Raw genomic sequence first — 20,559 nt, 5'->3', positions numbered from 1 at the left:
CGGCGTGGAGGATGCAGTGAGCGACAGCTACGAGGGGCAGGGCGGGCCCACCCGGCCGCTCCCGCCCTACCTGCCGGCCCGTGCGGACACCGCACTCGCGGCGACCGCGATGTTCCACCCGATGCCCTCGCAGACGCCGCCGGCGCCGGCCGCCCACGCCCCGGCGCCGCCTCCGCCCGTCCCGTCGGTGCCCGCCGGTCCGGCCGCGTACGGGGCGCAGGCCGCCTTCCTCCCGCAGCCGCTGCCGCCCGCCGCGCCGCCGCCGGCACCCGCGTCCGCGCGGATGATGGCCGGCCCGCCGGCGCCGGCCGCGCCGCCCCAGCCATCGTCGCTCGCCGCCCACGGCGCCCCGCGGCCGGCACCGCGGTCGGGCACCGGGCAGCAGCGTGAGGAGGGTGACGTCGTCATCGACGACATCCTGCGCGCGATGGTGGCGCTGGGTGCGTCCGACCTGCACCTGACGACCGGCGCACCGCCGATGGTCCGCGTGTCCGGCAGCCTGCGTCCGCTGGAGGGCTTCGCGCCGATGACGCCCGAGCCGCTGCGCCGGTCCATCTACGCGATGCTCACGCAGAAGAACCGCGAGAAGTTCGAGGCCGCGCTCGAGCTGGACATCTCCCACGCCGTGCGGGGCCTGGCCCGGTTCCGCGTGAACGTGTACCAGCAGCGGGAGTCCGTCGGGGCCGCGTTCCGCGTGATCCCCTACGAGATCAAGGAGCTCAAGCAGCTCGGCGTCCCGCCCGTGGTGGGGACGTTCGCGGGCATGCCGCGCGGTCTGGTCCTCGTGACCGGGCCCACCGGCTCCGGCAAGTCCACCACGCTGGCCTCGATCATCGACCTCGCCAACCGCACGCGCGAGGACCACATCATGACGGTCGAGGACCCCATCGAGTTCCTCCACCGGCACAAGAAGTGCGTGGTCAACCAGCGAGAGGTCGGCGCGGACACCCACTCGTTCGCCAACGCCCTCAAGCACGTGCTGCGTCAGGACCCCGACATCATCTTGGTCGGCGAGATGCGCGACCTCGAGACCATCTCCGTCGCCCTGACCGCCGCCGAGACCGGCCACCTCGTCTTCGCGACCCTGCACACCCAGGACGCCGCGCAGACCATCGACCGCATCATCGACGTGTTCCCCTCCCACCAGCAGGCGCAGGTGCGCACGCAGCTCGCGGGGGCGCTCCAGGGCGTCGTCTGCCAGACCCTGTGCAAGCGCGCCGACGGGCCCGGGCGGGCGGTCGCGACCGAGGTGCTCGTGGCCACGCCGGCCGTGCGCAACCTCATCCGCGAGGGCAAGACGCACCAGATCTACTCCGCCATGCAGGCGGGCGCGCAGCAGGGCATGCACACCCTCGACCAGCACCTGGCGGACCTGGTCCGCACCGGGCGCATCACGTACGAGGCAGGCCTCGAGGCGTGCCACCACGTCGAGGACTACAGCCGCCTCACCGGGCGGTTCTCGGGCGGCAGCCAGGGGGTGGCCGGCATGGGCGGCATGGGCGCGTACGGCGGCATGGGCGAGGCCGGCGACATGGGCGACTTGGGCGACACGGGGAGCATGTGATGGAAAAGGGGACGAAGACGTTCGAGTACGCGGTCCGGGACCGCGAGGGCAAGATCATCAAGGGCCGCCTCGAGGCCGCCGACCAGGCGGCCGTGGCCAACAAGCTGCGGTCGATCGGCGTGGCGCCGGTGTCGATCAACGAGGTCTCGACCTCGGGGATGAACGCCGAGATCAGGATTCCCGGCCTCGGGGACAAGATCGGCATGAAGGACCTCGCGATCATGGGTCGCCAGCTGGCGACCATGATCAACTCGGGTCTTTCGCTGCTGCGCGGACTGAGCATCGTGGCGGAGCAGACGGAGAACAAGGCGCTCGCGCGGACCTTGGCGCAGGTGCGCAACAACGTCGAGCAGGGCGTCGCGTTCTCCGTGGCGCTCGGTAAGCACCCGCACGTCTTCCCGCCGCTGATGATCAACATGGTCAGGGCAGGAGAGGTCGGCGGCTTCCTGGACCAGGTGCTGGTCTCGGTGGCCGACAACTTCGAGGCGGAGGTCAAGCTCCGCAGCAAGATCAAGTCGGCGATGACCTACCCCGTCGTCGTGTTCGTCATCGCGATCCTCGCCACGGTCGGAATGCTCTTGTTCATCGTCCCCGTCTTCGAGGGGATGTTCGAGTCGCTCGGCGGCGAGCTGCCTGGGCCCACCAAGGTGCTGGTATTCCTCTCCGGCGTCCTCAAGTGGGCGGTCGGACCGTTGGTGCTCGCCGGCGGCGTGTTCGCGTGGTGGTGGTCGAAGCACAAGAACGACAAGGCGATCCGCGAGCGGCTCGACCCGCTGAAGCTGAAGATCCCGGTGTTCGGCAAGCTGTTCCAGAAGGTCGCCGTGTCCCGGTTCGCGCGCAACTTCGGCACCATGCTCAAGTCGGGCGTGCCGATCCTCCAGGCGCTCGACATCGTCGGTGAGACGAGCGGGAACCTCGTCCTGGAGAGGGCCGCGCACGCGGTGCAGGAGTCCGTCCGCTCGGGGCAGTCCCTCGCCGGTCCTCTGTCGCTGCACCCCGTGTTCCCCCCGATGGTCGTGCAGATGATGGCGGTCGGAGAGGACACCGGTGCGCTCGACACCATGCTCGAGAAGATCAGCGACTTCTACGACCAGGAGGTCGAGGCGACCACCGACGCGCTGACGAGCCTCATCGAGCCGCTCATGATCGTCGTCATCGGCGGTGTCGTCGGCGGAATGATCGTGGCGCTCTACCTGCCGATCTTCTCGATGTTCGACCTCGTGGGCTGACGCACCTCACGGTGCTGCTCCGGTCGGGTGAAGTCCCGGGGCGAATCGGGCAAGCACTCAAGAGCTGGCTGACCTGCACCGATGTCTCGGTTGCACGACCCGAACCGGCATTCGCCGACTTCGCTTGAACCTCACTCACGCCAGGAGCGACTCGTGATCGCACGCATCCGCAAGGCCCAGCAGGAGAACGACCAGGGCTTCACCCTGATCGAGCTCCTCGTCGTCATCATCATCATCGGGATCCTCTCGGCCATCGCCATCCCGGTGTTCCTGAACCAGAGCCGCAAGGCTGTGGACCAGGCCGCCCAGGCGGACGTCTCGGCGATCGCGAAGCAGCTCGCGACGTACTACATCGACAACGACGCTGCCGTGACCATCACGCCGACCGAGGGCCAGTACGTCTTCGCGAGCGACGACCTCTCGGCTGAGGGCGCTGAGCCGATCATCGTCCCGATGAGCAACGACGAGTTCGAGGTCACGAGCCCCGCCGCGACGGCGAACGGCACGGACTTCTCGATCACGCTGACGTTCGACGGTGGTACCGAGGGTGACAACGCCACCTACGTCTACAACGCCGCCACGGGTGTCACCGGCCCGACAGCTGCTGCTGAGTGATCCGGCCGACGTAGCGCACGACGGGTGGGGCGGGGGACGACGTCCCCCGCCCCACCCGCATGACCGACGACGAGCACCGGGAGCGCGCATGGCACGCACGGGACCGCACCGCCGCCTCGCGGGCGACGACGGCATGAGCCTCCTCGAGGTCGTCATCGCGGCGGTCATCCTCGGCATCCTCTCGACCGCGGTGCTCGGCGTCATCATGCAGACGCAGAACGCCAACGTCGACAGCCGGTCACGGACCGCCGCGGCGAGCCTCGCCGCGCGGGAGATCGACTTCGTCCGCGAGGAGTTCGCGCGGACGACCACCGCGCCGATCGAGCTCGCCGCGGCCGGCGTCGTGTCGAACCCGCACCCGTTGCCGGGGCAGGTCGCCGGCCAGCCACTCGTCGTGGACAGCCAGCGGTACACCGTCACCCGCTCCGCGGCGTGGAACGTCACCGGTCCGGGCCGCTCCGCGTGCGAGGGGGGCTCGCTCGTCGACCACCCGACGCTCGGCGTGACGGTCTCGGTCAGCTGGGTCGGCATGGGGTCGACGAAGCCGGTCGTGTCGCACATCCAGCTCGCGCCGCCCAAGGGCACGGGCGTCGCCACCACCGCCTCCTTCGTCGCGGTGAGGGTCGTCGACTCGAAGGGACGAGTCAGCCCGGGCCGTGCCGTGCGTGTCACCGGGGGCGCCGAGACCCGCAGCGGCCTCACCGACGACGTCGGCTGCGCGGTCGTGGCGGTCAACCCGTCGACCACGGGCAGCAACTACACGGTCCGCCTCACGGACACCGGCTACGTCGACGTGAACGGCTCGGCGAATCCCGAGAAGACGACCGGCTCGCTCCTGCCCGGCCGCCTGAGCAGCACGGTGCCCTTCGCGTACGACCGCGCCGCCACCCTGACTGTCCGCGTCGTCAGCCCCGACGGCAGCCTGTTCCCCGACGGCGACCTCCTCAACCGCGCCATCACGGTGGTTGCCACCGAGTCGACGGGGGCGTCGGCCAGCAGGTCGATCCCCGTGTCGAGCGCCGTCACCACGCTCAGCGGGCTGTGGCCGACCCTCTACGGCGCCTACTTCGGCAGCGCCCCGCCCAGCGACGGGTACCCGACCGTGACGCTCGCCCCCGGAGCATCCGGTGAGCTCGACGTCGTGCTGGAGCTCGCGCGCGCCGTCGTGACTGGCCTCCCCCCCGGTGCGTCGACGCTGCGGGCGGTGCCGAGCGGCATCGCGTGCACGGACCCGTCGGCCCGCGACGTCGACCCGGACGGCGTCGAGGTCATGCCCGGTCCCTGGGCGTTCTACGCCTCCGGTCCTGGGTTCGACTGCGCGGCCGGACCCGCCCAGTCCCTCATCGCCGGCGACAACGGCGCGGTGCCGTTCGCACCGACGACCCTGCGCGCGGACGCGGTACCGCCGGTCGGCGTGCTCTGGGCCGTCAGCGCGTCGCGCGCGACCGGCCTGGCCACGTGCCCGACCCCGGCCCAGGCGGCGACGGCCGTCAACGTCGACGCAGCGCGTGCCGGTGACCTGCTCATGCCATCCGGTGACTGGTTCGTCTACCGCACCGACGGCGCCGCAGCCGGCGCGTGCCTCGGTGTGCCGGCCGGCAACTACCCCAAGGCCCTGACCTACGGCGAGGCGAACGTGATCGCCTGGTCGGAGGCCCTCCCCAAGGTGACCCTGCGCGTGACGAACGCGGCCAATCTCGGGACCTCGTCGGGCTACCAGATCATCCTCACGCGCACGCCTGTCGTCGGGAACTGCACGACGACGACGCCCGCCGGCGCGGTGCCGCTGCCGACCGTCAACTCGTCGACCGCGCAAGGGCCGGTCGATCAGGGCAGGTGGTACGTCTACCGCCACCAGTTCCGCGGGGGGGGCACGGGGAACCGGTGTGCTGCCGCGGCCGGTAACCCCTACGTCCTCGGCGCCGGCCCGTCCTACACGCTCCGCTTCAACGCCGCCGGGGTGACGCCGTGAGCCGGGCGCGCGAGGCGCTGCGCCGGGACGCGGGGACGACGATGTCGGAGCTCGTCGTGGTGATGTTCATCCTGTCGATCGTGGTGATCGCCACGCTGACGCTGACGATCGGTTTCGAACGCAGCAACGCACAGAACGTGGCTCGCCAAGACCAGATCGACGCCGGCCGCAGCGCCATCGACCGCCTCACCCGCACGCTGCGCGTCGCCATCAAGCCGAGCCAGCTGTCCGCGTCCTGCACCTCCTGCTCCGCCGACACCTTCGTGAGCGGGTCAGCCTTCGGGGTGCAGTTCTACGCCAACATCGACAACCCGCGGAGCGCACCCATCGGCCCGAGCCGCGTGACCTACGCGATCACGACGACCGGGGGCCGCACCGTGCTCACCGAGAGGGTCCAGCGGCCGGACTCGGCCACGCCGACCAGCTCGGGGTGGACGTACTGCAACGCCGAAGCCGCCAGCGCGTCGGCGGTGTGCCGGGACCGACTCCGGAGCCAGGTCCTCGCCCGCGACGTGCGGGGGACCGGCACGGCGCTGTTCACGTACTACGACGAGAACGGGGCGGTTCTACCGCTGACCGCCGGAGCGCTGTCGTCGGCCGACCTCAAGCGGGTGCTGGCGGTCGAGCTGCACCTCACCGTGATGAGCGACGTCAGTGTCGCCCCCCGTCCGACGACCTTCGTCCAGCGCGTCCTGCTGACCAACTCGCAGGTCATCCTGCGCCCGAACCCGGGAGCGACGCCGTGATGCTCTTCCGATCTGCGCCCGCAGGAGCCCCGCGACTGCGCGACGACGACGGCGCCGGACTCGTGCTGGTCATCGGCTCCATGATGGTGCTGATGATGATGTCCCTCGCGGCGCTCGCGTCGGTGAGCGTCAGCCAGGGACTCGCGCGGCGGACGCAGGACACGGCGGCGGCCGCCGCCGCGGCACAGTCCGGAGTCGAGGAGTTCATCAGCCGCATGAACCGGTCGGACGCCTACGGCTCCACGATCGACTGCACGAACGTCGCGTGGCGCGGGCCGAGCGCGGTGGCGAACCCGTGCGGCTGGACCGGCACCACGCCCGTGGGGTGGGTGCCGGTTGTGCCGGGCGAGACGGACCCGGAGGCTGCCCACTTCCATTACTCGGTGGACGCCGCCCGCAAGACGACGGAAGGGTCGATCCTCCTCACGGTCACGGGTCGCGTGAACGGCGTGCACCGGACCATCGAGACCGCGGTCGGCAAGGGCGGGTCCACGGACTACGTCTACTACACCGACTTCGAGTCGGGTGATCCCGCGAACTTCCAGGCGTACGACCCCGCCGACTACGCGGACGCCCCTGGCGACTCGAGCGCCACGCGGGCGCAGAAGGCGGCGCGCAGGGACGCCTGCGGCCTGAACGGGTACGACCGAGCGCTGTACTTCTGGGAGGCGAACAGCGCCGGACGGACGCGCGACGACTACAACTGCCAGGAGATCACCTTCACCAGCGGCGACGTGCTCGACGGCGCGGTGCGCACGAACGACACGATCCTCAGCGGTCGCCGCACCGGCAGCACGGTGAAGCCGTCCTTCGAGAAGCGTGTCACCACCTCCGACGCGCGCTGCCGGACGCCCGGCACGACGAACACGCAGTGGGAGGCGAACTGCCTGCGCCCCGGCAGCGTGGCGAACTTCAATGGCGTCTCCCCGGTCTACGGTGAGCCGCTGTACCTCGACGACACATCGGCCGAGTTCGCGAACCACCCAGGGTGCCACTACCGCGGGTCGACTCGGGTGGTGTTCAACGCCGGCGGCACCATGACGGTGTGGAACAAGCGGAGCGTCAACAACAACACCGCGCCCGTCGCGATTCCGACCCCCGCCGGCGTCAGCCCCACCTGCGGCACGCTCGACCAGCTCGACGGCACCGCCGGTGCCACCGTTCCGGTGCCGGACGAGATGGTCCTGTACGTCGCAACCGCCGCCGGCACAATGCGCGAGTGCCGCGAGAAGGAGCTCGGAGGTCCCACCGGCCGCGAGCTGCCGCTCGGGACGTTCACGAACGCCGCAGCCGGCACCACGGCGAGCGGAGCCCCGCTCTCGTACTCGCACGACACCAACATGACGGAGACGACAAAGATGTGTGCCCGCGGCAACCTGTACGCCGAGGGCGTCGTCGAGGGGCGCGTCACGCTGGCTTCGGCGGAGTCGGTGATCGTCACCGGTGACCTCGTGCTGGCCGGCGGACGCGGCGACGGTTCACCGGACCTGCTGGGCCTCGTCGCCACGAACTCCGTCGAGGTGTTCCACCCGCGGATGGTCACGGTCACTTCCCGGCGCGACTGCACGCGGAACACGGTCTTCGGCTGCTCCTCCTACGGCCCCTGGTACTGGGGCGCTCCGTCGGGCGAGTCGGCCGCAGCGGGGGAGTGGCCCAAGCGCTACAACGACCCGACGACGGGCGGCAGGTTCCCCACGTCGGGCGTGCAGATCGCCGGCTCGATCCAGACGCTCCAGCACTCGTTCCTGGTCCAGAAGTACGCGGTCGGAAACGACCAGGGCACCCTGTTCGTCTACGGCTCCATCGCCCAGCGGTGGCGCGGGATCGTCGGGCGCTCGGTCACCGAGAGCGGCGTGACGCGCAAGTACGGCTATACCAAGGACTACAGGTACGACAACCGGCTCCAGTACGCTTCACCGCCGTACTTCCCGCGGTGGGCGAACGCCCAGTGGTCGCTGCGCTATTCGGGCGACGTGCAGACGCCGGACGACGTGAGGAACGGGTAGTGGTCGACCTGACGATGTACGGGGTGGTCGTCACCGGCCTCCTTGGGTTGCTCGTCGGGTCGTTCCTCAACGTCGTCGTCTGGCGGGTACCGCGCGGCGAGTCCGTTGTGGCACCGCCGAGCGCCTGTCCCCGGTGCCACGCCCGGATCGCTTGGTACGACAACGTCCCCGTCATCTCGTGGCTGGCGCTGCGAGGACGGTGCCGCCGGTGCGAGCTGCCCATCTCGTGGCGCTACCCGGTGGTCGAGCTCGCGACGGGCCTGCTCTTCGCTGGCACGTTCTTGCTCGTCGGCTGGTCGTGGGAGGTGCCGGCGTTCCTCTACCTCGCCGGGATCACGGTCTGCCTGACGCTCATCGACATCGACGTCCACCGTCTCCCCAACGCCATCGTGCTGCCGTCGTACGGCGTAGGCGGGGCGCTGCTCGCGCTGGCCGCCTGGAACCCGGGCGGCACCGCCGACCCAGGAGCACTCCTGCGCGCGGCCGTCGCCGGCGCCGGGCTCTTCGCCTTCTACTTCCTGCTCGCCGTCATCCACCCTCGCGGAATGGGTTTCGGGGACGTCAAGCTGGCCGGCGTGCTGGGCCTCTACCTCGGCTGGGTCGGCTGGAGTGCGGTCGGCGTCGGCGCCTTCGCGGCCTTTCTGCTCGGGGGCGTCTTCGGCCTGGTTCTCACGCTCGTGGGGCGCGCCGGCCGCAAGACGAGCGTGCCGTTCGGTCCGTGGATGCTCGTCGGGGCCGCTGTCGGTGTGGTGGCCGGCGAGCCGATCGCCCGCGCCTACCTCGACGCGCTCACCTGACCTGCCGGCTGCCTCAAGTACCCACGGAAATGCGCCGATAGCAGGACGTGCAGATCGGCGACGGAGGGACGAGGACGTGGCGAGCTCGCGTGTGATCGGGCTGGACATCGGGACCACGACGGTGCGTGCCGCGGAGGTCGAGTTCGGCAAGGGCGGCCCGGCGAGCGGAACGGCGACGCTCGTCCGCTACGGGGAGGCGCCGCTGCCGGCGGGCGCCGTCCGCGACGGCGAGGTCACAGAGGCGGAGGTCGTCTCGACGTCGCTGCGCCGGCTGTGGGCCCAGGCGAAGTTCGGCACGAAGGACGTGGTCATCGGCGTCGGCAACCAGCGCGTGCTCGTGCGCGAGTTCGACCTGCCGTGGCTGCCCGACAACCAGATCAAGCAGTCGCTGCCGTTCCACGTCCAGGGCGTGCTGCCCATGTCGACGGACGACGCGCTGCTCGACTTCTTCCCCGTCTCCGAGTTCGAAGGCCGCTCCGGCCGGACGCTCAAGGGCATGCTCGTCGCCGCCCAGCGTGACACCGTCAACGCGAACGTCCTGGCGGTGGTCGGCGCCGGGCTGCGGCCGACGCAGGTCGACCTGAACGCCTTTGCTCTGCTGCGGTCCGTCTGCCGTGGCGAGCTGGCCTCACAGACCGTCGCCGTCGTCGACGTGGGCGCGCACCTGACCCACGTCGTGGTGTCGGCTCACGGCGTCCCCCGGCTGGTTCGGACGCTGCCGTCGGGCGGCCAGCAGGTCACGGATGCCGTGGCGGCCGCCGCGGGGATCGGCCGGCCGGAGGCCGAGGAGGCGAAGCGCGCCCTGGGACTGGGCTACGCGGCGCCGGCGGAGCACGCCGCTGCGGCGGACGCGCTCAACGAGGCTGCACAGAAGCTGCTCGAGGCCGTGCGCGGAACGATCGCGTTCTATTCGGGCAACCACCGCGAGGCGCCGATCGAGGCGGTCCTCGTCACAGGAGGCGGCGCGGCGCTGCCGGGGTTCGGCCAGTACCTCGCGACGCTCACCCGGCTCCCCGTCATCCTCGCGGACCCGCTCGCCGGAGTTCGTGTGCGCAAGGGCAGCCGGCGCGCCACGCCCCACGGGGAGCAGGCCGTCGCGGCCCTCCCGATCGGTCTCGCCTTCGGAGCTGCAGCATGAGCGCCGGGACAGCAACGACAGGCAGGGACACCGGTGCACCGGCCACGACCCTCCGCCTCCCGCAGGTCAACCTCCTCCCGCCCGAGGTCAGCGCCGAGCGCGGCCTGCGCAAGGTCAAGCGATGGGCACTGCTCTCCCTGCTCCTGGTGGTCCTCGTCGTGGGGCTCGCCTACGTGATGAGCGCGTTCCAGCTGGCCGCCGCCCGCAACGACCTGACGGTGGCCCAGGCCGACACCGTCCGCCTCCAGGGGCGTCTGCACGAGCTGGCGGAGGTGCCGCGCGTCATGGGTGCGCTGGACACGGCGCGCTCGGCACGGGAGCTCGTCACGTCCACCGAGGTGCTGTGGAAGCCGTACCTGGACCAGGTACGCGCCGCGCTGCCGGCCGACGCCGCGATCCAGACGCTGCAGACGCAGGGTGCGACGCCCGTGGTGAGTGCGGTACCCCCGGGTGACCCGCTGCAGACGCAGAGCCTGGGCCAGATCAGCTTCACCGCGACCACGGTGACGGTGCCGGACGCCGCCGCTCTGGCCGACGCGCTCGCCGCCATCCCCGGGCTCACCGACCCGCGGATCCAGTCGATGGTCCTGCAGAGCGACGAGGACAACCCCGGCTACCTGCTGACCGGGACGGTGCAGTACGGCGAGTCCGCGCTGGCGGGCCGGTACGCGCCCACCGCGGAGGAGGACTGATGGACCGGCGACGTTCCGCCCCCTGGATCGGCGGCACGGCAGCCGCTGCCCTGGCGCTCGGCGCGGGCGGCTGGTTCCTCGTCGTCGGCCCCGCCCGTGACGACACGGCCTCCACCGAGCAGCAGGTCACCTCTACCCGCGAGCAGAACGACCTGCTGACCCTGCAGATCGCCTCGCTCGAGGCGGCGTCGGCGAACCTCGACCAGTACAAGACCGAGCTGGCCGCGCTGCAGGAGCAGCTCCCGACCGACATCCGGCTGTCCGCCTTGATGCGCGAGCTCGACACGCTCGCGTCCACGCACGGTGTGACCGTGCTCGACCTGACGTTCCTCACTCCTACCGAGCTGGTGCCGGTGCCGCCTGTTCCCGAGGCGGTCCCGGCGGCCGTGCCGACGGACCCCGCGGCCGCGGGCGGGGAGGGCCCTGCACCCGCGGAGGGCGGGGCGGCCGCACCGAGCGGACCGAGCGCTCCCGCGGGGATGGTGGGGATGGACCTCACCCTCACGGTGGTCGGCACGCCCGACGCCGTGAACGCGTTCATCGACGGGGCCCAGCAGGGCGTGCAGCGGCTCCTGCTCGTCACCGGCGTCAACCTGGTCACGACGCAGGAGGAGGGCGCGTCCGGCGGTCGGCCGGCGACCGCCCTCGGGGACTACCAGGTGCAGCTCAGCGCGACTGCGTACGTCCTGCCCGCCGACGATCCCGCCGGCGCCGCACCGGCTGGGGGTGCTGACCCGGCCGGGGCTGCGGGGGAACCCGGCGCGGTCGACAGCTGACCCGGACCCGTCCGACAAGCGGCCCGCGCGGTACCGACCGTGCGGGCCGCCGTGCTGTCGCCGGGTGAGCGCTGGGACGCCGCGCCGACCCTCCGCGCCCACGTGGGAGGATCCCCCTCATGCTCCGTTGGTTGACGTCCGGCGAGTCGCACGGTCCCGCGCTCGTCGGCATCCTCGACGGTCTGCCCGCCGGTGTGCAGGTGCAGACCTCTGACATCCAGGCCGCCCTCGCCCGCCGCCGGCTCGGCTACGGGCGCGGCGCCCGCATGAAGTTCGAGCAGGACGAGGTGCGCCTGCTCGGCGGGGTGCGCCACGGCCTGACGCAGGGCGGGCCCGTCGCGATCGAGATCGGCAACACCGAGTGGCCCAAGTGGGTCGACGTGATGTCGGCCGACCCGGTGGAGGACCCCGCGCTGCTCAGCCGGGCGCGCAACGCGCCGCTGACGCGGCCGCGCCCGGGTCACGCGGACCTCGTCGGCATGCGCAAGTACGCGTTCGACGACGCGCGTCCCGTGCTCGAGCGCGCGAGCGCCCGCGAGACGGCCACGCGCGTGGCCCTCGGCACGGTCGCCGCGCAGTTCCTCGAGCAGGCCGCGGGCGTGCGGCTCGTCTCGCACGTCGTCGGCATCGGCCCGGTGTCCGTGCCGGACGACGCCCCGGCGCCCACCCCGGACGACGTCGCCGCGCTCGACGCCGACCCGGTGCGCTGCTTCCACCCGGGGACGTCGGCCGCGATGGTCGCCGAGATCGACGAGTGCCACAAGGACGGCGACACGCTCGGCGGCGTCGTGGAGGTGCTGGTGCACGGCCTGCCGTCCGGCATCGGCACGTACGTGCACGGCGACCGTCGGCTGGACGCCCGGCTCGCGGCGGCGCTCATGGGCATCCAGGCGATCAAGGGCGTGGAGGTCGGGGACGGCTTCCGCACGGCGGCGCGGCGCGGGTCGCAGGCGCACGACGAGATCGAGCGCGACGCCTCGGGCCGGATCGTGCGGCGCACCAACCGCGCGGGCGGCATCGAGGGCGGCATGTCGAACGGTGAGGTCGTGCGCGTGCGCGCGGCCATGAAGCCGATCTCGACCGTGCCGCGCGCGCTCGACACGGTCGACACCGCGACGGGCGAGGCCGCCAAGGCGCAGCACCAGCGGTCCGACGTGTGCGCGGTGCCGCCGGCGGCGGTCGTCGCCGAGGCGATGGTCGCGCTGGTCGTGGCCCAGACGCTGCTGGAGAAGTCCGGCGGCGACTCGGTCGCGGAGGTCCGGCGCAACCTCGACGCCTACCTCGCCGCGGTCCCCGAGCTGCTGCGCTGACGCCCGCGGCCCCCGCGGGGTGCCGGACCCCCGCCGCCGGCCGGCGCGCCGCGGGCTACCCTGCGGACCGTGCCCGCTGACGCCCCCGGTCCTCGTGTCGTCCTCGTCGGCCCCCCCGGGGCCGGCAAGTCGACGGTCGGTGCCGCCCTCGCCCAGCGCTGGCGGCTGACCGTCCGGGACACCGACGCCGACGTCGAGCGGACCGCCGGCAAGCCGATCGGCGAGATCTTCGTCGACGACGGCGAACCACGCTTCCGGGCCCTCGAGCGCGACGCGGTTCAGGCGGCGCTCGCCGAGCACGACGGCGTCCTGGCCCTGGGCGGCGGCGCGGTGCTCGACCCGGGGACGCGTGCCGCCCTGGCGGCGTACCGCGCCGGCGGCGGCGTCGTGGTGTTCCTCGACGTGTCGCTCGCGCACGCGGCGCCCCGCGTCGGGCTGAACCGGTCGCGGCCCCTGCTGCTCGGCAACCCGCGCGCGCGGTGGCAGGCGCTCATGGAGGCCCGGCGGCCGGTGTACGAGGAGGTCGCCACGGTGCGTGTGCCGACCGACGGCCTGCGTCCGGCGGACGTGGCCGAGGCGATCGAGTCCGCGCTGGCCGGCCCGCGGGTCGCCGGTGCGACGGAGGAGGAGCAGGGATGAGCACCAGCACGACCGCCGCGGACGCCGGCACGCCCGGGGCGCGGACCGTCCGGGTCGCGGGGGAGCAGCCGTACGACGTCGTCATCGGGCACCACCTGCTCGGGCACCTGCCCGTGCTGCTGGGCGACGCCGTGCGCCGCGTGCTCGTGGTGCACCCGCCGACGCTCGCGACCTCGGCCGACGCGGTCCGCGACGACCTGCGCGCGCAGGGGTACGAGGTGTATCTCGCCGAGGTCCCCGACGCCGAGGAGGCGAAGACGGCGCAGGTCGCCGCGTTCCTGTGGCAGGTGCTCGGCCAGGCCGACTTCACGCGCAGCGACGCGGTGGTGGGCCTGGGCGGCGGTGCGACCACGGACCTCGCGGGGTTCGTCGCGGCGACCTGGCTGCGCGGCGTGCGGGTGGTGCACGTGCCGACGACCGTGCTGGCGATGGTCGACGCGGCGGTCGGCGGGAAGACCGGCATCAACACCGCCGAGGGCAAGAACCTCGTCGGGGCGTTCCACCCGCCCGCGGGCGTGCTGTGCGACCTCGCGGCGCTCGCGTCGATGAACCGGCACGACTTCGTGGCCGGTCTCGCCGAGGTCGTCAAGGCCGGGTTCATCGCGGACCCGCGGATCCTCGAGCTCGTCGAGGAGAACACGGCGCTGCTCACCGACCCGGCGGCCGCGGCGGCGTCGCCGGTGCTGCTCGAGCTCGTCGAGCGCGCGGTGGCGGTCAAGGCTCGTGTCGTGGGGGAGGACCTGCGCGAGGCCGGGCTGCGGGAGATCCTCAACTACGGGCACACGCTCGGCCACGCGGTGGAGCACGTCGAGCGCTACCGGTGGCGCCACGGTGCCGCCGTCTCCGTGGGGATGGTGTTCGCGGCGGAGCTCGCCCGGCTCGCCGGGCGGCTCGACGACGAGGTCGTCACGCGCCACCGGTCGGTGCTGACGGCCCTCGGGCTGCCCGTGACGTACCGCGGCGACCGCTGGGAGCAGCTGATGGCGGCGATGCGGCGCGACAAGAAGACGCGCGGGGACCTGCTGCGCTTCGTGGTGCTGGAGGACGTCGGCCGTCCCGTCCGGCTGGAGGGCCCGGACCCGGCGCTGCTGGCGGCCGCGTACGCGGAGATCTCGGTCGACCGCGCCCCCACCGCCACCATCGACCTCTGACCCCTCACCCTCCGCCCGCTCACCCTCACCCCGGCCGCGAGACCGTCGTACCGGGGACATGAGGTCCCCACCACGACGGTCTCGCGGCCGGGGTGAGCCGTCCCCGGCCCGGCGTACCGATGCCGCGGCTCCCGGTGTGGGGGCAGCGGAGGGGCGGGCGGGGGCTGGGTGGGCACGGTTCCGGCATGCCACGTCTCATCGACCGCGACTGGGTGCCACCGGTCGCCCGGCACCAGTGCGGCGTCTTCACGCGGCGGCAGGCCCGCACGGCAGGGCTCATCGTGGATCAGGTCCGCCACCGGGTCGAGCGCGGTGTGTGGGTGCCCGTCGCGGGTGCCGGTCTGGCGGCCTCGGCCACGCCGCGGTCCGTCGCGGCGGACGCGTACGCCGCCTGGCTGACGTGGCCGGACGCCGTGGTAACCCTGACGACCGCCGCGCGGCTGCACGGCATGCCCGTCCCGGACGACGGCGCCGTCCACGTCCTGGTACCCGCACCCCGCCGCGCCCGTGGCCGGCTGCGCAGCCACGAGCACCGGTGGCACCCGTCGGAGGTGACCTCGTTCGCGGACGTGCAGGTCACGCGCCCGGACCGGACGCTCCTCGACTGCCTCGCGCAGCTCCCCCCGCGCGACGGCGACCGGCTGCTCGCGTGGGCGGGACCGCGGCGGCTCGTCACGGCCGACGTGCTCGACGCGTGGCGGGCGGGCCACCCGGGCCATCGGGGGAACGTGCGGCTCGCGCGGGCGGCCGACCGGCTGCGGCGCGGGGCGTACAGCCCGGCGGAGGACCTGCTCCACGACCTCCTGCGCGGCGCCGGCATCACGGGGTGGGTCGCGGACGCGGACCTGCGTCCGCTGACCGGCGTCGCGGCGGTCGCGGACGTGTGGTTCGCCGCGGCGCGGCTCGTCGTCGAGGTCGACGGCCGTGCGGCGCACGGGCCCGACCGCTTCCAGCAGGACCGCACGCGGCAGAACGGCCTGGTCGGCGCGGGCTGCACCGTCCTCCGGTACACCTGGCAGGACCTGACGCTCCGCGGCGCGGCCGTGGTCGGGGAGATCCGCCGCACCCTCGCCCGGCTCCTGCCCGCCGGGCGGTGAGACCGTCGTCTCGGGGCACGGTGACCCCCGACATGACGGTCTGACGGACGGGTGGTCAAGGCTGCGGACTTGTTATCAGCTGAACAAGGGTGCAGCATTGTCTTGTGTTCGTGCTCACGGTGGACCAGCGGGGCAGCCGCCGCGGGACGGACCTCGTCCCGGAGCTCCTGGCCCACCTCGCCGACGCCCCGCACCTGGTCCGGGGCTTCGAGCGCACGGTGGGGGACGAGGTCCAGGGTGTGCTCGCCGACGCCGACGCGGTCGTCGACCTGGTGCTCGACCTGGTGCGGCTGGGCGGGTGGAGCGTCGGGGTGGGCGCCGGACCCGTGGTCGAGCCGCTGCCGGCGTCCCCGCGCGCCGGCGCGGGGGAGGCGTTCGTCCTGGCGCGCGCCGCGGTCGACGCCGCCAAGAGCCGCCAGCGACCTGTGCCGCTGGCCGTGCGCGGGGCCGGCACCGTGGCCGCCGGTGACGCCGAGGCGGTGCTCACCCTGCTCGCCGCCGTGCTCGTGCGCCGCACGCCCGCCGGCTGGGACGCCGTCGACGCCGTGCGCGCGGGCGCGGGGCAGGACGTCGTCGCCCACGGGCTCGGCGTGACGCAGCAGGCCGTCAGCCAGCGCCTGCGGGCCGCGCTGTGGGCCGAGGAGCAGGCGGTGCGACCCGTGGCGGCGCGCCTGTTGACGGCTGCCCAGGCCTGACGCAAGGGTCGTCGCGTGCATCCCGCCCTGCAGGCCCTCGTCTGGGTCGCCGCCCTCGCCGTGTCCGCCGGCGGCGGCTGGTACGCCACCCGCCTCGTCCTCGACCTCGCGTCCCGCTCCGCCGACGCCGGGCGCGACGCCCCGGCCGCGCAGGCGACAGCCGGTCCGCTCACGCTGAGCGACGGACCCGAGGGCCCGGGCGCCCGGCGCGTTCTGCGCGGCGGCACGTGGATCGGCCTGCTCGAGCGCCTCGGCGTGACGGCCGCCATCCTCGCGGGCATGCCCGAGGGCGCCGCCATCGTCGTGGCGGTCAAGGGCCTCGGACGGTACGCGGAGCTGCGGGACAACCCCGGCGCGTCCGAGCGGTTCGTCATCGGGACGCTCGCGTCGCTCGTCTGGGCGTCGCTCGTCGGCTTCACCGGACGGATGCTGCTCGCCTGACGCCGCCAGGCACGGGGACGAGCACGGACCCGGACCGACCGCCGTCGACCCGGTACGATGGACGACGGCCCGCGGCCGGGTGGCCGTCATGGCGACCGCCGCGGGCGGCCGGCGCCCCTGCGCCGCTCGCGCCGCAACGGGCGCACCTCGACCACCGACTGGGAGAACGACGCTCGTGGCGACGACCAACGACCTGAAGAACGGCACCGTGCTGAAGATCGACGGCCAGCTGTGGACCGTCATCGAGTTCCAGCACGTCAAGCCCGGCAAGGGCGGCGCCTTCGTGCGCACCAAGCTGAAGAACGTGCTGTCCGGCAAGGTCGTCGACCGCACGTTCAACGCGGGCATCAAGGTCGAGACGGCGAACGTCGACAAGCGCGACATGCAGTACCTGTACAAGGACGGCGACGACTTCGTGTTCATGGACACGGACACGTACGACCAGATCAACGTGCCGGCCGCGACCGTGGGCGACGCCGCGAACTTCATGCTCGAGTCGCAGACGGCGATGGTCGCCACGAACGAGGGCGTGCCGCTCTACGTCGAGCTGCCCCCGTCGGTCGTGCTCGAGGTGACGTACACGGAGCCGGGCCTGCAGGGCGACCGCTCGTCCGCGGGCACGAAGCCCGCCACGCTCGAGACGGGCTACGAGATCCAGGTGCCGCTGTTCCTCGAGGCGAACACCAAGGTCAAGGTCGACACGCGTGACGGGTCGTACCTCGGCCGCGTGAACGACTGACGTGGGCGCCCGGACCAAGGCGCGCAAGCGCGCGCTCGACGTGCTGTTCGAGGCCGACCAGCGCGGCGTCGCGGTCGGCGAGCTCCTCGCGCGGCGCGTCGTCGAGCCGGGCGCGGAGACGGCGCTGCCGCAGTACAGCGTCGACATCGTCGAGGGCGTCCTGGCGCACGCGGAGCGCATCGACGAGGTGCTCGCGACGCACTCCCACGGCTGGACCATCGCGCGCATGCCGGCGGTCGACCGCGCGCTGCTCCGCATCGGCACGTGGGAGATCCTCTGGAACGACGACGTGCCCGACGCGGTCGCGGTCGACGAGGCCGTCAACCTGGCGCGCGAGCTGTCGACCGACGAGTCGCCGTCGTTCGTCAACGGCCTGCTGGGTCGCGTCGTCGAGCTGAAGCCGACGCTGCTCGCCTGAGCCGCCGCCGACCCACCGCGGGCGGTGCGACCCCTCGGGGCCGCACCGCCCGCGTCGTCGTCAGGGCAGGACGACGTCGCGACGGCGTCAGAGCATCTCCGACGTGCCGAGGTTGGCCTCCTCGGCGGCAGACAGGTCGCCTGCGTCGGCGCCGCCGGTGACGACGCGCAGCGGCCGCGGCACGATCCGGGCGCGGGCCCGTCGGGGGAGGTCGGTGCGCGGCCCCGGACGCGCGCCCCGCACGGGCAGCCCCGGTGCGGGCCGCCCGATGAACATGCCCTGCGCCTGCCGCACACCCAGGTCGACGAGCACCTGCAGGTCGCCCGCGGACTCCACGCCCTCGGCGACGACGTCGAGCCCGTGGTGCTCCGCGAGGGCGACGATGGCGCGCACCGGCCCCGCGCCCCGGGGCGTGCGCACCTCCCGCACGAACGACCGGTCGATCTTCAGCACGTCGACGGGCAGCCGCGCGAGGCGGGCCAGGGAGCTGAACCCCGTGCCGAAGTCGTCGAGCGCGATGCGCGCACCGCGGGCCCGCAGCTCGGAGAGCACGGGCACGGCCGTCGTCGTGCGCAACATCGTGCTCTCGGTGATCTCGACGGTGAGGTGCTCCCACGGGCCACCGCCCCACGCCTCCTCGATGCGCTCGAGCACGTCGGCCTCGTGCAGCTCGCGCGCCGACAGGTTCACGGCCACGGGCATCTGGTGGCGGTCGAGCGCGCGCCGGGCCTGACGGAACATCGCGTGCCCGATCGGCACGATCAGGCCGGTCTGCTCGGCGAGCGCCAGCCAGTGCTCCGGCAGGATCACCTTGTCGCCCTCCTGCCACCGTGCGAGCGCCTCGAGGCCGACCACCTCGAGGGTTCCCGTGTCGACGATCGGCTGGAACCACGCGGTGATGCGGTCCTGCTCCACCGCGCGCTCCAGGGCGGCGCGCAGCCGCCGCGAGTCCTCGGCACGCGCACGCAGCGTCGCGTCGAAGACGCGGTGCCCGCTGCGGGAGCGCTTCGCGTCGAGCATCGCGTCGTCGGCGTGGCGCAGGAGCGCGTCGGCGTCGACGACCTCCTCGGGGTTCCACGTCGCGACGCCGCACGTCAGGCGCGGACCGGCGGGGTTGCCGACGCGCGCGTCGAAGCCCGAGCGCAGGCGGCGCGCGAGGTCGGCGAGCTCGGCGTCCGCCGGGGCGCGCGAGACGACGACCGCGAACTCGTCGCCGGCGAGGCGCGCGACGTACGTCTCGGCGTCGGTGTACGTGCGCAGGAAGTCGGCGGTGCGCCGCAGCAGGTCGTCGCCCGCCGCGTGGCCCTCGCGGTCGTTGACGTCCTTGAACCCGTCGATGTCGCAGTAGAGGACGGACACGCGGGTCCGCTCGACGGCGGCCCGCTCGAGGGTGTCGACGAGGTAGCGGTCCGCCGCGCGCCGGTTCGGCAGCCCGGTGAGCGCGTCGGTCTCGGCGGCGCGGGACAGCCGGTCGGTCAGCGCGTACCGCTCGGCGGCGCTGGCGACGACGAGGGCGAGGTCGACGAGGAACGTGCGCTCGTGCTGGGCGAGGAGCTCCGGCGCGGCGGGGAACAGCTCCGCCACGAACCGCTCGCGGTGCAGCGGCCGCAGCGAGCCCTCGACGCTCGGGTCGTCCAGGACGGTGCGCGCCACGTCCCGCGCGTGCTCCAGCAGCGTGTCGGGGTCGCGGCTGAACCACGCGGCGTTGGTGAGGTCCGCGAGCGCGTCGCGCATGAGCTCGCGCCGCTGCGCCGTCAGTTGCGCGCGGCGCAGGCGGACGAGCGCGAGCGACTCCAGCCCGAAGGCCAGCGGGATGGGCCAGAGGCCGGCGAGCGCCGCGCCCGCGTGCCGCTCGTCGAGCAGGACGCCGCTCGCCAGGAGGACGAGCGACATCGAGCCGGCAGCGACCAGGAGCCAGCCGAGCCGGGTGATGCGCACGGCGCCGAGCGACGCGACGACGTACCCGACGGTGACGCCGAGCGCCACGAAGAGCAGGGCGACGGCGAGCGCGCGGCCGGTGGGCCCGCCGGCCGCCCCCGTGCCGGGGGGCGCGAGGACCCACAGCAGCGCACGCACCGCGAGGAGCGTGGCGGTGACGGCGACCCACGGCGCCAGGCGCAGGCGCGACCCGCCGAACGCCCGCGTGGCGGGCAGGCAGAGCAGCACCACCGCGGCGACGAGCTGGGCGTGCACGAAGCCGAGCACGCCGCGGCCCAGCGGGCTCGGCGTGACGCCGTGGAGGCCGGCCGTGAGGAGCATGAGCGCCATGGCCGCCGAGAGCCACACCGCCCACGCGGGCCCGTCGGAGCGCAGCGAGCCCCGCCACCAGACCCACTGGAGCACGCAGAAGCCGCCCACCAGGCCGGCAGCGAGGAGCTGCAGGACGGTGGTCCACAGCGGGACGTCGGCGAGCACACGGATGCATCGGTCGTCCGCCGCACCCTGTTGAACGGCATCCGGGTGACGTCGGGTGCCGCGCGCGCCCGGTAAGGTGTGACCGCCACCCCCTTTAAGCCCGTCCCGTGAGGCGGGGA

19 protein-coding genes are annotated in these 20,559 nt (G+C 73.3%); 18 read left to right on the top strand and 1 reads right to left on the bottom strand.

The annotated features are described in order from the left end of the window. The first annotated feature begins 16 nt into the window (after positions 1 to 16). The 18 genes from E5225_RS08800 to nusB all read left to right on the top strand — a co-directional run bounded on the left by E5225_RS08800 (position 17) and on the right by nusB (position 18,025). The gene (locus E5225_RS08800; RefSeq protein ID WP_208543842.1) at positions 17 to 1,564 is read left to right on the top strand and encodes a type IV pilus twitching motility protein PilT; all 1,548 of its coding nucleotides are present in this window, start codon (positions 17 to 19) and stop codon (positions 1,562 to 1,564) included. Further along, on the top strand, positions 1,564 to 2,793 hold the full coding sequence (locus E5225_RS08795) for a type II secretion system F family protein (RefSeq protein ID WP_135973732.1): 1,230 nt from the start codon (positions 1,564 to 1,566) through the stop codon (positions 2,791 to 2,793). The genes E5225_RS08800 and E5225_RS08795 overlap by 1 nt, the downstream gene beginning before the upstream one ends. Before the next feature lie 153 nt (positions 2,794 to 2,946). Next, the gene (locus E5225_RS18210; protein ID WP_341765660.1) at positions 2,947 to 3,408 is read left to right on the top strand and encodes a prepilin-type N-terminal cleavage/methylation domain-containing protein; all 462 of its coding nucleotides are present in this window, start codon (positions 2,947 to 2,949) and stop codon (positions 3,406 to 3,408) included. Positions 3,409 to 3,496: 88 nt separating this feature from the next. Next, positions 3,497 to 5,380: a type IV pilus modification PilV family protein gene (locus E5225_RS08785; protein WP_135973731.1), complete on the top strand. Its 1,884-nt coding sequence runs from the start codon at positions 3,497 to 3,499 to the stop codon at positions 5,378 to 5,380. Beyond that, positions 5,377 to 6,126, top strand: a complete 750-nt coding sequence (locus E5225_RS08780; RefSeq protein WP_135973730.1) for a type IV pilus modification PilV family protein — start codon at positions 5,377 to 5,379, stop codon at positions 6,124 to 6,126. The genes E5225_RS08785 and E5225_RS08780 overlap by 4 nt, the downstream gene beginning before the upstream one ends. Continuing rightward, positions 6,126 to 8,132, top strand: coding sequence for a hypothetical protein (locus E5225_RS08775; protein WP_135973729.1), 2,007 nt, complete (start codon positions 6,126 to 6,128; stop codon positions 8,130 to 8,132). The genes E5225_RS08780 and E5225_RS08775 overlap by 1 nt, the downstream gene beginning before the upstream one ends. Before the next feature lie 14 nt (positions 8,133 to 8,146). After that, positions 8,147 to 8,929 carry a prepilin peptidase gene (locus E5225_RS08770; RefSeq protein ID WP_135973734.1) on the top strand — a complete coding sequence of 261 codons (783 nt, stop codon included), beginning with the start codon at positions 8,147 to 8,149 and terminating at the stop codon, positions 8,927 to 8,929. A gap of 76 nt (positions 8,930 to 9,005) precedes the next feature. Beyond that, positions 9,006 to 10,067, top strand: a complete 1,062-nt coding sequence (pilM, locus tag E5225_RS08765; protein WP_135973728.1) for a type IV pilus assembly protein PilM — start codon at positions 9,006 to 9,008, stop codon at positions 10,065 to 10,067. Next, positions 10,064 to 10,759 (top strand): fimbrial assembly protein, encoded by a 696-nt coding sequence (locus tag E5225_RS08760; RefSeq protein ID WP_135973727.1) that lies wholly within the window; start codon positions 10,064 to 10,066, stop codon positions 10,757 to 10,759. Before pilM ends, E5225_RS08760 begins: the two co-directional genes overlap by 4 nt. Further along, entirely contained in the window at positions 10,759 to 11,535 is a 777-nt protein-coding gene (locus E5225_RS08755) for a hypothetical protein (protein ID WP_135973726.1), read from the top strand. Before E5225_RS08760 ends, E5225_RS08755 begins: the two co-directional genes overlap by 1 nt. Before the next feature lie 119 nt (positions 11,536 to 11,654). Then, positions 11,655 to 12,845, top strand: coding sequence for a chorismate synthase (gene aroC, locus E5225_RS08750; RefSeq protein WP_135973725.1), 1,191 nt, complete (start codon positions 11,655 to 11,657; stop codon positions 12,843 to 12,845). Positions 12,846 to 12,914: 69 nt separating this feature from the next. Then, the gene (locus tag E5225_RS08745) at positions 12,915 to 13,484 is read left to right on the top strand and encodes a shikimate kinase (protein ID WP_135973724.1); all 570 of its coding nucleotides are present in this window, start codon (positions 12,915 to 12,917) and stop codon (positions 13,482 to 13,484) included. Continuing rightward, positions 13,481 to 14,635, top strand: a complete 1,155-nt coding sequence (gene aroB / locus E5225_RS08740) for a 3-dehydroquinate synthase (RefSeq protein ID WP_135973723.1) — start codon at positions 13,481 to 13,483, stop codon at positions 14,633 to 14,635. Before E5225_RS08745 ends, aroB begins: the two co-directional genes overlap by 4 nt. Positions 14,636 to 14,820: 185 nt before the next feature. Further along, positions 14,821 to 15,732 (top strand): DUF559 domain-containing protein, encoded by a 912-nt coding sequence (locus tag E5225_RS08735; RefSeq protein WP_135973722.1) that lies wholly within the window; start codon positions 14,821 to 14,823, stop codon positions 15,730 to 15,732. A gap of 104 nt (positions 15,733 to 15,836) precedes the next feature. Further along, a complete protein-coding gene (locus E5225_RS08730; protein ID WP_135973721.1) occupies positions 15,837 to 16,427 on the top strand; it encodes a hypothetical protein in 591 nt (196 codons plus the stop codon). A 15-nt stretch (positions 16,428 to 16,442) separates the two neighbouring features. Then, positions 16,443 to 16,868, top strand: coding sequence for a hypothetical protein (locus E5225_RS08725; RefSeq protein ID WP_135973720.1), 426 nt, complete (start codon positions 16,443 to 16,445; stop codon positions 16,866 to 16,868). Between the two features lie 175 nt (positions 16,869 to 17,043). Continuing rightward, entirely contained in the window at positions 17,044 to 17,607 is a 564-nt protein-coding gene (gene efp, locus E5225_RS08720; protein ID WP_135973719.1) for an elongation factor P, read from the top strand. Between the two features lies 1 nt (position 17,608). Then, positions 17,609 to 18,025: a transcription antitermination factor NusB gene (gene nusB, locus E5225_RS08715; RefSeq protein ID WP_135973718.1), complete on the top strand. Its 417-nt coding sequence runs from the start codon at positions 17,609 to 17,611 to the stop codon at positions 18,023 to 18,025. A gap of 87 nt (positions 18,026 to 18,112) precedes the next feature. Here the strand turns inward: nusB and E5225_RS08710 are convergent, their stop codons facing one another. Further along, positions 18,113 to 20,440, bottom strand: a complete 2,328-nt coding sequence (locus E5225_RS08710) for a putative bifunctional diguanylate cyclase/phosphodiesterase (protein WP_243738251.1) — start codon at positions 20,438 to 20,440, stop codon at positions 18,113 to 18,115. Positions 20,441 to 20,559 lie beyond the last annotated feature (119 nt).

Origin of the sequence: Cellulomonas shaoxiangyii (genome assembly GCF_004798685.1) — a bacterium.
Classification (GTDB): domain Bacteria; phylum Actinomycetota; class Actinomycetes; order Actinomycetales; family Cellulomonadaceae; genus Cellulomonas; species Cellulomonas shaoxiangyii.
The sequence above is the reverse complement of the archived record's forward strand: the minus strand, read 5'-3'. Positions and strand labels throughout refer to the sequence as shown.